This window comes from Pseudomonas sp. R25(2017), assembly GCF_002112565.1.
Lineage (GTDB): Bacteria > Pseudomonadota > Gammaproteobacteria > Pseudomonadales > Pseudomonadaceae > Aquipseudomonas > Aquipseudomonas ekonensis.
Genome location: NZ_NEHZ01000004.1, coordinates 138,511 through 152,101, shown reverse-complemented (window position 1 = coordinate 152,101; position 13,591 = coordinate 138,511). Strand labels below are relative to the sequence as shown.

The 13,591-nt window shown below is 64.6% G+C and carries 10 protein-coding genes and 1 pseudogene; 6 read left to right on the top strand and 5 right to left on the bottom strand.

The window, feature by feature from the left end; genetic code table 11:
- Positions 1 to 253: 253 nt before the first annotated feature.
- The 3 genes from CAG31_RS06705 to CAG31_RS06695 all read left to right on the top strand — a co-directional run bounded on the left by CAG31_RS06705 (position 254) and on the right by CAG31_RS06695 (position 4,487).
- Positions 254 to 3,127 (top strand): GGDEF domain-containing phosphodiesterase, encoded by a 2,874-nt coding sequence (locus CAG31_RS06705; protein WP_085579151.1) that lies wholly within the window; start codon positions 254 to 256, stop codon positions 3,125 to 3,127.
- A gap of 151 nt (positions 3,128 to 3,278) precedes the next feature.
- Positions 3,279 to 4,145, top strand: a complete 867-nt coding sequence (hexR, locus tag CAG31_RS06700) for a transcriptional regulator HexR (protein ID WP_085579149.1) — start codon at positions 3,279 to 3,281, stop codon at positions 4,143 to 4,145.
- A 129-nt stretch (positions 4,146 to 4,274) separates the two neighbouring features.
- Complete coding sequence (locus tag CAG31_RS06695; RefSeq protein WP_085579147.1) at positions 4,275 to 4,487, top strand: PA3496 family putative envelope integrity protein; 213 nt, start codon at positions 4,275 to 4,277, stop codon at positions 4,485 to 4,487.
- Here the strand turns inward: CAG31_RS06695 and CAG31_RS06690 are convergent.
- Complete coding sequence (locus CAG31_RS06690) at positions 4,429 to 5,391, bottom strand: LysR family transcriptional regulator (protein WP_085579145.1); 963 nt, start codon at positions 5,389 to 5,391, stop codon at positions 4,429 to 4,431. The two genes, CAG31_RS06695 and CAG31_RS06690, sit on opposite strands and share 59 nt — an antisense overlap.
- 191 nt (positions 5,392 to 5,582) lie before the next feature.
- Between CAG31_RS06690 and CAG31_RS06685 the strand changes: the two genes are divergently transcribed.
- On the top strand, positions 5,583 to 6,998 hold the full coding sequence (locus CAG31_RS06685) for an acetyl-CoA carboxylase biotin carboxylase subunit (RefSeq protein ID WP_085579143.1): 1,416 nt from the start codon (positions 5,583 to 5,585) through the stop codon (positions 6,996 to 6,998).
- A gap of 11 nt (positions 6,999 to 7,009) precedes the next feature.
- On the top strand, positions 7,010 to 8,818 hold the full coding sequence (gene oadA, locus CAG31_RS06680; protein WP_085579141.1) for a sodium-extruding oxaloacetate decarboxylase subunit alpha: 1,809 nt from the start codon (positions 7,010 to 7,012) through the stop codon (positions 8,816 to 8,818).
- Positions 8,819 to 8,939: 121 nt separating this feature from the next.
- Here the strand turns inward: oadA and CAG31_RS06675 are convergent, their stop codons facing one another.
- Positions 8,940 to 11,051: an autotransporter domain-containing protein gene (locus tag CAG31_RS06675; protein WP_085579139.1), complete on the bottom strand. Its 2,112-nt coding sequence runs from the start codon at positions 11,049 to 11,051 to the stop codon at positions 8,940 to 8,942.
- A 385-nt stretch (positions 11,052 to 11,436) separates the two neighbouring features.
- On the opposite strand from CAG31_RS06675, the pseudogene CAG31_RS06670 reads away from it, so the two are divergent.
- A pseudogene (locus tag CAG31_RS06670) lies at positions 11,437 to 11,741 on the top strand (helix-turn-helix domain-containing protein).
- Between the two features lie 3 nt (positions 11,742 to 11,744).
- On the opposite strand, the gene CAG31_RS06665 reads toward CAG31_RS06670, so the two are convergent.
- From CAG31_RS06665 to CAG31_RS06655, 3 genes are read right to left on the bottom strand one after another with little or no spacing between them, the layout of a single operon-like run.
- The gene (locus CAG31_RS06665; protein WP_085579137.1) at positions 11,745 to 12,416 is read right to left on the bottom strand and encodes a GNAT family N-acetyltransferase; all 672 of its coding nucleotides are present in this window, start codon (positions 12,414 to 12,416) and stop codon (positions 11,745 to 11,747) included.
- A gap of 12 nt (positions 12,417 to 12,428) precedes the next feature.
- Positions 12,429 to 12,875, bottom strand: coding sequence for a GNAT family N-acetyltransferase (locus CAG31_RS06660; RefSeq protein ID WP_085579135.1), 447 nt, complete (start codon positions 12,873 to 12,875; stop codon positions 12,429 to 12,431).
- Positions 12,876 to 12,886: 11 nt separating this feature from the next.
- Positions 12,887 to 13,510 carry an FMN-binding negative transcriptional regulator gene (locus tag CAG31_RS06655; protein ID WP_085579515.1) on the bottom strand — a complete coding sequence of 208 codons (624 nt, stop codon included), beginning with the start codon at positions 13,508 to 13,510 and terminating at the stop codon, positions 12,887 to 12,889.
- Positions 13,511 to 13,591: the final 81 nt, after the last annotated feature.

The following is a 13,591-nucleotide window of genomic DNA, read 5'->3' as shown; positions in this document are numbered from 1 at the left end:
GCATTCTAGGGTGCGCCGCAGGCCCGGGCAAACCAAGCGTTGCATGAACCGATGAAAGCGCTGCCGATGACGACCGGCCAGTCACCGGCCGCATGCGTTGGCCCGCTTGGTTCCGGGGCTTTCGCGGGGCAGCCGGCGGGGCGAAGTTTCGGCGAAATTATGATCTGGAGCAGTTTGGCAAGTGAATCGGCTTGTGTATGCTCCGTCCACGTTTCGGGCCCATGCTCACCTTATAAGAACAAGAACGTTGCCTATGACCCTCAGCCCCGACCTGTCGGGCCCCCTCGTGGAGCCCCGGGCTATCCGCAAGCACTACGCCATGCAGATGGCGGTCGAGCGCACGCGCCTGCTGTATCAGGGCTCACTGTTGCCCACGCTGTTCATGCTGATCAACGGTCTGGTCTGCGCCGGCCTGCTCTGGAGCCCGCAGCGCTACTTCGTGGTCAGCGTCTGGCTGGTGTGGCTGCTGTCGCTGGTCGCCTTGCGGGTGATTCAGGTCGCCGCCTTCGATTCGGCGATCCCCGACCGACAAGCCCAGCCCGTCTGGCGCCGGATGTTCCTGCTCGGCTCGACCATGACCGGACTGACCCTGGCCGGTGCGGGCATCGCTCTGGTGCCGGCGGACAACTTCATGCAGCAGGCCTGGGTGTTCGGCCTGATCGGCGCCGCGACCCTGTCGGCCAGCGTCGCCTACGCCGTGAGCATTCCGGCGTTCCTGTCCTTTACCTTGCCTTGCCTGCTGCCGGCCATCGGTTACCTGTTCTGGGGCGGCGACGAGCAGGCCCGCGGCTGGGGCTGGCTGGGGCTGATCCTGCTCGGTTCGCTGAGCGTGGTGGCCTGGCAGGTCAACCGCCTGATCGACCGCGGCCTGCTGCGGCGTTTCCAGAACCAGCACCTGATCGAACACCTGCAGCAGGCGCAGGCGCGCAGCGAGCAGCTCAACCAGGAGCTGGCGAAGGAAATCGAGCAGCGCCGCTGCGCCGAGGGCCGTTTGCGCGAGGCCCAGGTCGAGCTGGAAGACCGGGTCGCCCAACGCAGCCGTGAGCTGGACGCCGCCAACCAGGCCCTGAGCAAAAGCGAGGCGCGCCTGGCGCTGGCGCTCAAGGCCAGCGAGCTGGGCCTGTGGGACTGGAACCTGCAGACCGACGAAGTCCATCACACGCAGATCCAGGAACTGTTCGGCATCGACCCTGAGTACGTCACCGGGCTGCTCAGGCATCTGCGCCCGCGCCTGCACCCCGAAGACGTGCCGCCGCTCAAGCGGGCGCTGATCGAGCACCTCAAAGGCCGCACGGAGGACTATCAGATCGAATACCGCGTGCGCCACGGCGACGGTCACTGGGTCTGGATCGAAGACCGCGGCCGAGCCGTGGAGCGCAGCGACAGCGGGCAGGTCACCCGCATGGTCGGCACCCGGCGCGACATCAGCGTCAGCAAAAGCCAGGAAGCGCAGCGGCAACTGGCGGCGACGGTGTTCGAGGCGGCCAGCGAGGGCATCGTGATCCTCGACCCGAACTACTCGCTGATCGCCATCAACCAGGCGTTCAGCCGCGTCACCGGTTACGACATCGAAGACATGCTCGGGCGCAATGTCGTCGAACTGCCGTGCAGCCGCGATGCCCGCCGGCACTACGTCGCCATCCGCCATGCGCTGGAGCAGCACGGCACCTGGCAGGGCGAACTGGTGGAAACCCGCAAGAACGGCGAGCTGTACCCGCAGTGGCTGCAACTGAACGCCGTACGCGATGATCGGGGAAACGTCAGTCATATCGTCGGCTTCTTCGCTGATCTGTCGGCCCGGCGCGAATCCGAGGAGCGCATGCGCTTCCTGACCCACTACGACGAACTCACCGGCCTGGCCAACCGCTCGCTGTTCCGCGAGCGCCTGCACGAGGCCCATCAGCGTGTGCGTCAGGGCGGGCGCCGCAGCCTGGCGCTGCTGCACATCAACCTGGACCGGTTCAAGCTGCTCAACGACAGCCTGGGCCATGAGGTCGCCGACCAGTTGCTGCAACGGATGGCCCGGCGGCTGGTCAGCGCGCTGCCGGAGGCGGACACCATCGCGCGGTTGTCCGGCGACGAGTTCGCGGTGCTGTTCGATGCCTACGGCAACCTGTCGAGCCTGGCGCGGGTCGCCACGCGCCTGCTGGCCAAGCTGCGCTTGCCGCTGACCGTGGAAGGGCACGAACTGGTGGTCAGCGCCTCCATGGGCATCAGCCTGCTGCCGGACAGCGCCCGGGAGATCGCCGCGCTGGTCAGCCAATCGAACATGGCCATGCAGCACGCCAAGCACCTGGGCGGCAACAACTTCCAGTTCTACACCGACAGCCTGCAAGCCAGCACCCTTGAGCGCCTGCAGCTGGAAAACCAGTTGCGCAAGGCGATCGAAGACAAGCAACTGCACGTGTTCTACCAACCGAAGCTGTGCCTGGCCACCGGCCGCCTGAACGCCGCCGAAGCACTGGTGCGCTGGGATCATCCGACCCTGGGCCGGGTGCCGCCGGGGGACTTCATCGGGCTCGCCGAGGAGACCGGGCTGATCGGCCCCATCGGCGAATTCGTCCTGCGCCACGCCTGCCAGCAAGCCTGCGAGTGGCAGCGCCAGGGGCTGGAGCCGATCCGGGTGTCGGTGAACCTGTCGGTGCATCAGCTGCGCCAGGGCAAGCTGGCCAGCCTGGTGCGCCAGGTGCTGGAGGAAACCGGCCTGGCCCCGCACTACCTGGAGCTGGAACTGACCGAAAGCCAGTTGCTCGACAGCGTCGAGCACATCATCGCCACGTTCCAGCAGCTGCGCGATCTGGGGGTGAAGCTGGCCATCGATGACTTCGGCACCGGCTATTCCTCCCTCAGCTACCTCAAGCGGATCCCGGTGGATTACGTGAAGATCGACCAAGCGTTCATTCGTGGCCTGGGCGAGGGCAGCGAGGACGCGGCGATCACCCGGGCGATCATCGCCATGGCCCACGGACTGACGCTGAAGGTGGTGGCCGAAGGCGTCGAGCGGCCCGAGCAACTGGCGTTCCTGAAGGCCGAGGGGTGCGACGAAGTGCAGGGCTATCTGATCAGTCGTCCGGTGGAGGCCGACGCCCTGGCCGACCTGCTGCGCGGGCAGGAAAACCTGCGCTGAAGGGCTACATGCGGCGGATGCCGCCTGATACGGGGATATCGAGTGATGCATTGAGCAGGCAAAAAGCCAATTCATGTAGTATAACTACAAGCTTGCTACATGCCTTGCGACTGCCCATGGCAAGCGCCTGACCACAACAAGAGTCCAGCCCTTGAATCTGCTGCAACATATCGCCCAGTCACGTCACCTGTTACGCAAGTCGGAGCTCAAGGTCGCCGACCACGTGCTGCTTGACCCGGCGGCGGTGATGCACAGTTCCATGGCCGACCTGGCCCACAGCGTCGGCATCAGCGAACCGACCATCGTGCGCTTCTGCCGGGCCATCGGCTGTTCCGGTTTCCAGGACCTCAAGCTCAAGCTGGCGCAGAGCCTGGCGGCGGGCGCCAGCTTCGGTCAATTCGCCATCCATGAAGACGATTCGGTCGCCGACTACAGCCTGAAGATCTTCGACACCACCCTGCACACGCTGATGGAGGTGCGCGAGAAGCTCGACCCTCAGGAGCTGCAGCGGGCGGTGACCCTGATGTCCCAGGCCCAACGCGTCGAGTTCTACGGCTTCGGCGCGTCCGGCGCGGTGGCGGCGGATGCGCAGCACAAGTTCTTCCGGCTGCTGCTGACGGCGGCGGCGTACTCCGACCCTCACATGCAGGCGATGTCCGCCGTGACGCTGAAGCCGACCGACGTGGCGATCTGCATTTCCCAGTCCGGCCGCTCCAAGGATCTGCTGATCACCGCCAACCTCGTGCGTGAAAGCGGCGCTTCGCTGATCACCCTGTGCCCGAGCCAGACGCCGTTGGCCGAGCTGTCCACCGTCAACCTGGCGATCGACGTGCATGAAGACACCGAGATCTACACGCCGCTGACTTCGCGCATCGCCCACCTGGTGGTGATCGACGTGCTGGCGATGGGTGTGGCAATGGCCCGCGGCCCGAGCCTGGTCAACCACCTCAAGAGCGTCAAGCGCAGCCTGCGCAGCCTGCGGCTGTCGCCCAAGGCCGTGAAACCCCTGGACGACTGACGCTGCAGGATCCTGGGGCGAGGGAGCCGGCGCCCTCGCCACATTCATCCGCCTGTAACCTCCGCGCCGCCAAACCGTCATCCCCCGGGCCTATCGTGAAACTCCCGTACTCGCCTTGGGAGACTCGAAATGGCTCAGCCCTACGAAGAACGCAACAGCGCTGCGAAAACCCGCCGTCAACAGGAAGACCAGCGCCGCATGGAGTTTCGCCGCGCCATCGAAGACCGCTTCGAATTGCGCCAGCTTCAGGCCGAAATCAGCGACGTTCCCTCGGATTTCGAGTTCAACTACTGGCAGGCGGCACCGTCGGCTTCCCGGCGAAGCGCTCAACCAGCGCGCTGATCTGCGCACGTTCGCTGCGGATGAACGCCAGGAAGGCGTGAGCCACCGGTGACAGGCGCTTGGCCTTGGCCTGCACCAGGCACCAACTGCGCAGCAGCGGCAGCTCTTCGACCGGCAGCTCCACCAGGCCCCCGGTCGCCAGCTCCAGGTTCAGGGCGTGGCGCGTCAGCAGCGCCAGGCCCAGGCCGGCCAACACGCATTCGCGCTGGGCTTCGGCCGAGGCCACTTCCTGGGTCTGGGTGAAGTGCACGCGCTTCTCCTTGAAGTATTCCTCGCAGGCCAGCCGCGTGCCGGAGCCGGGCTCGCGGATCAGCAGGGTGTAAGGCTCAAGATCCTGCAGGCGCAGCGGCCCCATGTGCGACAGAGGATGGTCCGGCGGCGCCACCGCCACGATCGGGTTGTTGAGGAACGGCAGGAATTCCAGGCCCATGTCCTGGGGCACCATGGACATGATCACCAGGTCGTCGCGGTTGTCGGAAAGGCGGCGGATGACCTGGCCCCGGTTGACCACCGTCAGTTGCAGGTTCACTTCCGGGTGCTGGCGCTTGAAGGCGGCGAACAGGTGCGGCACGAAGTACTTGGCGCTGGACTCTACCGCCAGTTTCAGCTGGCCCTGCAACGATCCCTGCATGTCCGAGAGCTGCATGTCGAGGTTTTCCAGGCGGCCGAAGATGTCCCGGCTGGCCCGTTGCAGCGCTTCGGCGGCCTCGGTCATGTAGAGTTTCTTGCCCACATAGTCGAACAGCGGCTGGCCGATCAGCTCTTCGAGCTGACGGATCTGTAGGCTGACGGCCGGTTGCGTGAGGGACATTTCGTCGGCGGCGCGGCTGTAGGAGCGCAAGTCACACACTTCGTTGAAGATCTGCAATTGACGCAATGTCATACGCATCAAGGACTTACGCATTTTCTACCGGCTCTGGCAGCGACTGGGTGCAATGACTATAAGTCTTTACTTATGCCTGTCCCAATTTTTATTCATTTTTGTTAATCCCTTGCCGGCGCTAGTGTGAAGCGGCGACCAGATTGAAACATTTGGTCACGCGTCGACCTGGGTCTAGCAGGTCGTGGTTACCACCGGCTTAAGGGAACCTCCAAGTGATAACAAAGATCCTGATCGCCAACCGTGGTGAGATCGCCGTACGAATCGTGCGTGCCTGCGCCGAGATGGGCATCCGCTCGGTAGCGATTTTTTCCGACGCCGACCGGCATGCCTTGCATGTGAAGCGTGCGGACGAGGCCCACAGCATCGGTGCCGAGCCGCTGGCCGGTTACCTCAACCCGCGCAAGCTGGTGAACCTGGCGGTGGAGACCGGCTGCGATGCGCTGCACCCCGGTTACGGTTTCCTGTCGGAAAACGCCGAACTGGCGGAGATCTGCGCCGAACGCGGGATCAAATTCATCGGCCCGTCGGCGGAAGTGATCCGCCGCATGGGCGACAAGACCGAAGCGCGCCGCAGCATGATCAAGGCCGGCGTGCCGGTCACGCCGGGCACCGAAGGCAACGTGTCGGGGCTCGAAGAGGCCCTGAGCGAAGGCGACCGCATCGGTTACCCGGTGATGCTCAAGGCCACCTCCGGCGGTGGCGGCCGGGGCATCCGCCGCTGCAACAGCCGCGAAGAGCTTGAACAGAACTTCCCCCGCGTGATCTCCGAGGCCACCAAGGCGTTCGGCTCGGCGGAAGTGTTCCTGGAAAAGTGCATCGTCAACCCGAAGCACATCGAGGCGCAGATCCTCGGTGACAGTTTCGGCAACGTGGTGCACCTGTTCGAGCGTGACTGCTCGATCCAGCGCCGCAACCAGAAGCTGATCGAGATCGCCCCAAGCCCCCAGCTGACCCCGGAGCAGCGCGCCTACATCGGCGACCTGTCGGTGCGCGCCGCCAAGGCTGTGGGCTACGAGAACGCCGGCACCGTGGAGTTCCTGCTCGCCGACGGCGAGGTGTACTTCATGGAGATGAACACCCGGGTGCAGGTGGAACACACCATCACCGAGGAAATCACCGGGATCGATATCGTCCGCGAACAGATCCGCATCGCCTCCGGCCTGCCGCTGTCGGTGAAACAGGAAGACATCCAGCACCGCGGTTTCGCGCTGCAGTTCCGGATCAACGCCGAAGACCCGAAAAACAACTTCCTGCCGAGCTTCGGCAAGATCACCCGCTACTACGCCCCCGGCGGCCCGGGTGTGCGCACCGACACGGCGATCTACACCGGCTACACCATTCCGCCGTTCTACGACTCGATGTGCCTGAAGCTGGTGGTCTGGGCGCTGACCTGGGAAGAGGCCATGGACCGCGGCCTGCGCGCCCTCGACGACATGCGCCTGCAAGGGGTCAAGACCACTGCGGCGTACTATCAGGAAATCCTGCGCAACCCGGAATTCCGCAGCGGCCAGTTCAACACCAGCTTCGTCGAAAGCCATCCGGAACTGACCAACTACTCGATCAAGCGCAAACCCGAAGAGCTGGCCCTGGCCATCGCCGCCGCCATCGCCGCCCACGCAGGCCTGTGAGGAAAAGAACAATGAGCAAGAAGATTCATGTAACCGACACCATCCTGCGCGACGCCCACCAATCGCTGCTCGCGACCCGCATGCGCACCGAAGACATGCTGCCGATCTGCGACAAGCTCGACAAGGTCGGCTACTGGTCGCTGGAAGTCTGGGGCGGCGCGACGTTCGACGCCTGCGTGCGCTTTCTCAAGGAAGACCCGTGGGAGCGCCTGCGCCAACTGCGCGCCGCGCTGCCGAACACCCGCCTGCAGATGCTCCTGCGCGGCCAGAACCTGCTGGGCTACCGCCATTACAGCGACGACGTGGTCAAGGCGTTCGTCGCCAAGGCTGCGGTCAACGGCATCGACGTGTTCCGCATCTTCGACGCGATGAACGACGTGCGTAACCTGCGGGTGGCCATCGAAGCGGTGAAGGCCGCCGGCAAGCACGCCCAGGGCACCATTGCCTACACCACCAGCCCGGTGCACACCATCGAGGCTTTCGTGAACCAGGCCAAGCAGATGGAAGCCATGGGTTGCGACTCGGTGGCGATCAAGGACATGGCCGGCCTGCTGACCCCGTTCGCCACCGGCGAACTGGTCAAGGCCTTGAAGGCCGAGCAGTCGCTGCCGGTGTTCATCCATTCCCACGACACCGCCGGCCTGGCCGCGATGTGCCAGCTCAAGGCCGTCGAAAACGGTGCCGACCACATCGACACCGCCATCTCCAGCTTCGCCTGGGGCACCAGCCACCCGGGCACCGAATCGATGGTCGCCGCCCTCAAGGGCAGCGAGTTCGACACCGGCCTGAACCTGGAGCTGCTGCAAGAGATCGGCCTGTACTTCTACGCCGTGCGCAAGAAGTACCACCAGTTCGAAAGCGAGTTCACGGCGGTCGACACCCGTGTGCAGGTCAACCAGGTGCCGGGCGGCATGATTTCCAACCTGGCCAACCAGCTGAAAGAGCAGGGCGCCCTGAACCGCATGAACGAAGTGCTGGCGGAAATCCCGCGGGTGCGCGAAGACCTGGGTTACCCGCCGCTGGTGACCCCGACCTCGCAGATCGTCGGCACCCAGGCGTTCTTCAACGTGCTGGCCGGCGAGCGCTACAAGACCATCACCAACGAAGTGAAGCTCTATCTGCAAGGCGGTTACGGCAAGGCCCCGGGCACGGTGAACGAGCAGCTGCGCCGCCAGGCCATCGGCAGCGAGGAGGTGATCGACGTGCGTCCGGCGGACCTGCTCAAGCCGGAAATGACCAAGCTGCGGGCCGACATCGGCGCCCTGGCCCAGTCCGAAGAGGACGTGCTGACCTTCGCCATGTTCCCGGACATCGGCCGCAAGTTCCTCGAAGAGCGTGCCGCCGGCACCCTGACGCCGGAAGTGCTGCTGCCGATCCCGGAAGCGGGCAAGGTGACTTCGGCGGGCGGTGAAGGCGTACCGACCGAGTTCGTCATTGACGTCCACGGCGAAACCTACCGGGTGGACATCACCGGCGTCGGCGTGAAGGCCGAAGGCAAGCGCCACTTCTACCTGTCCATCGACGGCATGCCGGAAGAGGTGGTGTTCGAACCGCTCAACGAGTTCGTCGGCGGCGGCAGCAGCAAGCGCAAGCAGGCTTCGGCGCCGGGCCACGTCAGCACCACCATGCCGGGCAACATCGTCGATGTGCTGGTGAAGGAGGGCGATACCGTCAAGGCCGGCCAGGCTGTGCTGATCACCGAAGCCATGAAGATGGAGACCGAAGTCCAGGCGGCCATCGCCGGCAAGGTCACCGCCATTCATGTCGCCAAGGGTGACCGGGTGAATCCGGGCGAGATCCTGATCGAGATCGAGGGCTGACCGACAGCGCCGATGCAACGCTTTATACCTCGGGGGGGCATGTGCCCCCCTTTTTTGTCCGCTGTTTCCGGCGGGAACGGCACACTCCGCCGTTCCCGCAGAACAGATCGGGCCGGCGCCGTCAGAAGGCCATGCGCCATTGGCCTGACACGCCGTGCCGACGGCTGCGGTGACCGATATCGCCGCTGTAGCCCACGCCCAACGAATGTCTTGGCGAAACGGCCAGGTCCAGCCCCGCGTCCAGCGTCAGGTTGTTGCGGTTCAACGCTGTGCCTTTCACGGTGAAGTCCCTGCTGCCGGCCGCTAGTTTCTGGCGGGTGTGGCTTTGGACGTCGCCGTAGGTGTGTTTCCACCCGGCGCTGAACCGCGGCGTCAGTTGCAGGCCGTCCTCCAGTGCCTTGACGTAGGCAAGGCGCAGCCCAAGGGTGCTGCTGACGTTCTGTTGCGTCTGGCCATGGACCTGCAGCGAGGCATCGCCACCCTTTTCGGTATGGCTGTCGCGCCGATAGCTTTGAATGCCGAGGCTGGCAAAGGGTTCGGCGCTCAACCGGCCTTGGCCGAGGTTGTAGCCGAGCTCGGCAAAGGCCTGACCGGTGTGCGCCTCATATTTGCCCTTGGGTCGGTCGCTGAATCCGTTGTAGGTGACGCTGCGGTTACTGGCGCCGGCATGATTGCCGTAGGCAGCGCCTAACCGAATGGCCATCGGCCCGCTCTGGCGCAAGGCGTAGGCCCCCAGGTGCCAACTGTCGAGCCGGCCCTCGTACTGCCGCCCGTCCAGTCGGGTTCGCGACTGCCCTCCGAGCACTCCCAGACGCCAATGCTCATCCGCTGCCCAGTCCGCCCCCAGCAGCAAACCTTGGGTCGCATGCCGCAACGTACTGGCGCTTTCGCTGCGATCCAGCGTGCCGCCGTCGCCGAGAGCCTGCAGCCAGACACGGCTGCCGGTTTCGCCGCCGTTGGCCAGGAGCGGCGGGTTGCGCTCCACCGAGGGGCCATCGCCCGTCTGGCGCATGGCGGACAGCAGACTGGCGCCGACCGGTGCGACACTGCCCAGCGTCGCTCCCGCCAGGTTGGCGTTGCCGCCGGCGGACAGTTGTTCGAGGGCATGGGATGCGGTGATCCGGTTCGTGGTCAGCAAGGCTTTGACGGCGGTGTTGCCTGGGGCCGTCGCTCCTGCGGTGACAATGCCCGGGCTGGCCGGCGCCGATGGACCAGGCGCCTCGGGGGACGTCGGTGGCCCGTCGGTCCCGGCAGGCTGTTCGGCGACCGGGTCTTGAGGGACAGTGTTTTGCGGCATGCCCGGATCGAGTGCTGGCTCCTCGATGCTTTTGGCGAGTTCGCGCCCGTTTTCACTGGCGGCTGCGTCATCGAGCGGAACATCGTTGCGGGCATAGGTCAGGCCGACCGTCTGACCGGTGTAGTTCACGGTTGGGGTCATGAAGGCCAGATCGCTGGTGACCTGACCGAATTGGCCCTCGACCAGGCTGGCCTGGATGATCGTATGTTGGCTCGTCTGCGCATAGTCGCCCGGCGCCGCGATGATGTTCAGGGTCGCGTCGCCGAGGCGGGCGGTGCCGCCGACATTGATTGTTTCGCCGACGTTGGCGGCGTCGATTCCATAGGCCAATACGGCCGTCTTTTGCAACTCGAGATCGCCCCGCACCCGAGGCGCCCCGTGAAGCGCGTTGACCTCCAGCTTGCCGGCAACCAGCAGATGGCCGGCTTCGCCGTTGCCGCGCAAGGTCGCTCGCCGATCCACCGAGACCTGGCCAAAAATGCTTCCCCGGTTGTTCAGCGTGGCGTTGTCCGCGACGAAGGCGCCGCCGGGGAAGTCGCCCGTTCCGGTCAATGTCCATTGGCCGCGCTTGATTCGCACATGATCGAAGTTGCGGCTTTCCCCGAGTTCGCCGACGTTGGCCGTGTCGAGCGTCATGGCGTTGACGCCTTCGCCGCCGTCGACGATGCCGTCGAACCGGCCTTTGCGGCTGACATTGACCAGATCGTTGGCCTCGCCCAGTTTTCGCGCGATGCCGTCGGAGCCGGATTCCGGCCGGATGACCGAAGTCGCTTGCGTGTCCGGATCCTTGAGATAGCTGTCGATCCGCGCCTTGTGCTCATCGAGCGGCATGAGTGCGGCGGGAAGGTCCTGAGCCGCCGCGTAACCGGCATGGCCGAGGGCGACGGCGACTGCCAAGGCCACGCAGTGTGGGCGAAACGTAGGTCGGTTGAGCATCGGGTTCTGCCTCGCTGGAAAGGAGGCCAAACTCTAAAAGTCGATGCCGGTGCGCCGATGCCGGGCGATTCTGCGTGTCGTGCAGGGGATGGAATCCGGTTTCGTAGCCGGGAGGAGGATGATCGGCCGACGTTCGTCATTTCACCCAGCGACATGACGCTATTGCCTACGGTCGGTGCTGAAACTTCGATTGGCGAAATGTCAGAAGCCCATCTACCGAGTGCGATGGTGATGCCCTGAATGCATCTGCATTGTTTTGCGTTTTTTACGACGAGAAACAGCCACATCTGCATTTTGTTGCAGATCTGGGGGCGCTTGGCGCCCAACGAACGCATTACAGTTCACCTACAAAACTGGGGCAGTATTTGAATATGTGGGATCTGAAATGAGCATGACTGTCGTCGAGCGCACAGTGCTCATCGAAAGCATTCAGCAGCGCTGGCCCAAGGAACCTTGGAGATCGGCGAAGCCGTTCGCCGTTTGCGCGTGGAAGTGACCGGATTGCACCAGACCCAGTTCGCGAAGATGTGCAGGATTTCGGTGCGCACGCTGGTGCATATCGAGCACGGGGAAGGCAATCAGACGCTCAAGTCGCTGAATGCTGTGTTCCGCCCGTTCGGGCTGAAGATGGGCGTGCCGAGGATCCGCAGCGATGACCGCTGGCCCCGCAGCACACCCGATGCAGGGTAAGCCTTATGCGCGGCACTCGGCCAGGCCCTTCACCTGCCCCGACGCCGTCTGGTTTTCGTCGCTCAGCCAACGCTCGAACCCTGCCGCCACCGCCGGCCATTCCGAGTCCAGGATCGAATACCACGCCGTGTCGCGGTTCTGGCCCTTGACCACCATGTGCTGGCGGAACACGCCTTCGAAGGTGAAGCCCAGGCGTTCGGCGGCGTATTTGGAGCGGGCGTTGGCGTTGTTGCACTTCCACTCCAGGCGGCGGTAGCCCAGGGCGAAGGATTCCTTGGCCAACAGGTACACCGCTTCGGTGCTTTTCGGCGAGCGCTGCATCGGGGCGCCGAAGGTGACGTGGCCGATTTCGATGCGGCCCTGGGCCGGCACGATGGACATCAGGCTGAGGATGCCCTGGACCTGGCCGCTGGCGCGGTCGATCACGCTGAAGAAATACGGGTCGCTGGCGGCGGCGTGATGGTTCAGCCAGTCGTTGAACGCGCTGCGTTGCGGGAAAGGGCCGTAAGGCAGGTAGTCCCACAGTTTCGGATCGGCGCCGGGGCCTTGCAGGGCGTTGAACAGGTCATCGCCATGGCGGGCCGGGTCGAGTTTTTCCAGGCGGATGAAGCGCCCTTCGATCAGTGTGGTCGAGGGGGGCGGAACGCCTTTCCAGTCAGCGAGCGGGGTGGTCATGAAGGTTGATCCTCAAATGGCTTTGCGAAACTGGATGAAGCCCGGACGCTCGGCGATGCGCTCGTAGAGGCGGATCGCCGTGGCGTTGGTTTCGTGGGTCAGCCAGTGCACCTTGCAGCACCCGTCGGCCTTGGCCGTGGCGTAGACGTGTTCGATCAGCAGACGCCCGACGCCGGTGCCGCGGGTTTCGGGCGCCACCAGCAGATCCTGCAGGTAGCAGGAGTTCTCGATGCTCCAGTTCGAACGGTGGTAGATGAAATGCACCATGCCGACGGCTTTGCCGTCTGCCCAGGCGAGGGCCGCATGGGTCGGTTCGGCGGGGTCGAGGAAACGCTGCCAGGTGCTCTGTGTCACGGCGTCCGGCAACTCCGTTTGGTAGAAGCGCAGGTAGGCCTGCCACAGCGGCAGCCAGGCTGAGTGGTCGTCGGCGGTGACCGGGCGGATGTCGATTTGACTCATGGTGAGGGTCCTTAGCGCATCAAGTGGGCGAGGGTGCGGTCGGTGAAGTCGGGACTGGCGGCCAGCCCTTCGCGCACGCCGGCGATGTCTTCGGCGCTGCGGTTCTGGCTGAGCTTGCGTTTGCCTTCGAGGCGGTCGATGGGGATCGCGAAGCCGACGATGGCCTTGAGCATGCCGTCGATGTAGTCGGCGGGGGCGTCCTCGACTTTCCACGGTGTGGGGCGGTTCGCTTCATGGCGGTCGGTGAGGGTGCTGACGATGTCGAGCAGACGTCCGCCGTCGCTGAAGGTCTCGGCGTGGCCGTAAGCGTGCACGGCGATGTAGTTCCAGGTCGGCACGACTTTGCCGTGCTCGGCCTTGCTCGGGTAGAACCCGGGGCTGACGTAGGCGTCGGGGCCGGCGAAGATCACCATCGCTTCGGCGCCGTCGCGCAAGTCTTTCCATTGCGGATTGGCCTTGGCCAGATGACCGTACAGCGTGCCGTGTTCGCCTTGTTCACGATGCAGCAGCACCGGTACGTGGCTGGCCTGCAGACCTTGCGCCCCGTGGGTGACGAGGATGGCGAGGCGGGTGGCGAGGATCAGTTCGTGCAGCTGGGAGAGGTCGTCGACGGCGAAGGCGCGTGGCGTGTACATGAAGAAAATTTCCTTGGCGGTTGCCTGCATCCTAGGCAGGCTATTGGTCTGTTGTAAGAGCCACTCACGACCAATTTCATG

Excerpts from the sequence above, each read along its gene's own strand:
- CAG31_RS06665 (WP_085579137.1), bottom strand. The coding sequence starts at position 12,416 with ATGACCACCCCGCTCGCTGACTGGAAAGGCGTTCCGCCCCCCTCGACC.
- CAG31_RS06695 (WP_085579147.1), top strand. The coding sequence starts at position 4,275 with ATGGCTCAGCCCTACGAAGAACGCAACAGCGCTGCGAAAACCCGCCGT.
- CAG31_RS06660 (WP_085579135.1), bottom strand. The coding sequence starts at position 12,875 with ATGAGTCAAATCGACATCCGCCCGGTCACCGCCGACGACCACTCAGCC.
- CAG31_RS06655 (WP_085579515.1), bottom strand. The coding sequence starts at position 13,510 with ATGTACACGCCACGCGCCTTCGCCGTCGACGACCTCTCCCAGCTGCAC.
- oadA (WP_085579141.1), top strand. The coding sequence starts at position 7,010 with ATGAGCAAGAAGATTCATGTAACCGACACCATCCTGCGCGACGCCCAC.
- CAG31_RS06675 (WP_085579139.1), bottom strand. The coding sequence starts at position 11,051 with ATGCTCAACCGACCTACGTTTCGCCCACACTGCGTGGCCTTGGCAGTC.
- CAG31_RS06705 (WP_085579151.1), top strand. The coding sequence starts at position 254 with ATGACCCTCAGCCCCGACCTGTCGGGCCCCCTCGTGGAGCCCCGGGCT.
- CAG31_RS06690 (WP_085579145.1), bottom strand. The coding sequence starts at position 5,391 with ATGCGTAAGTCCTTGATGCGTATGACATTGCGTCAATTGCAGATCTTC.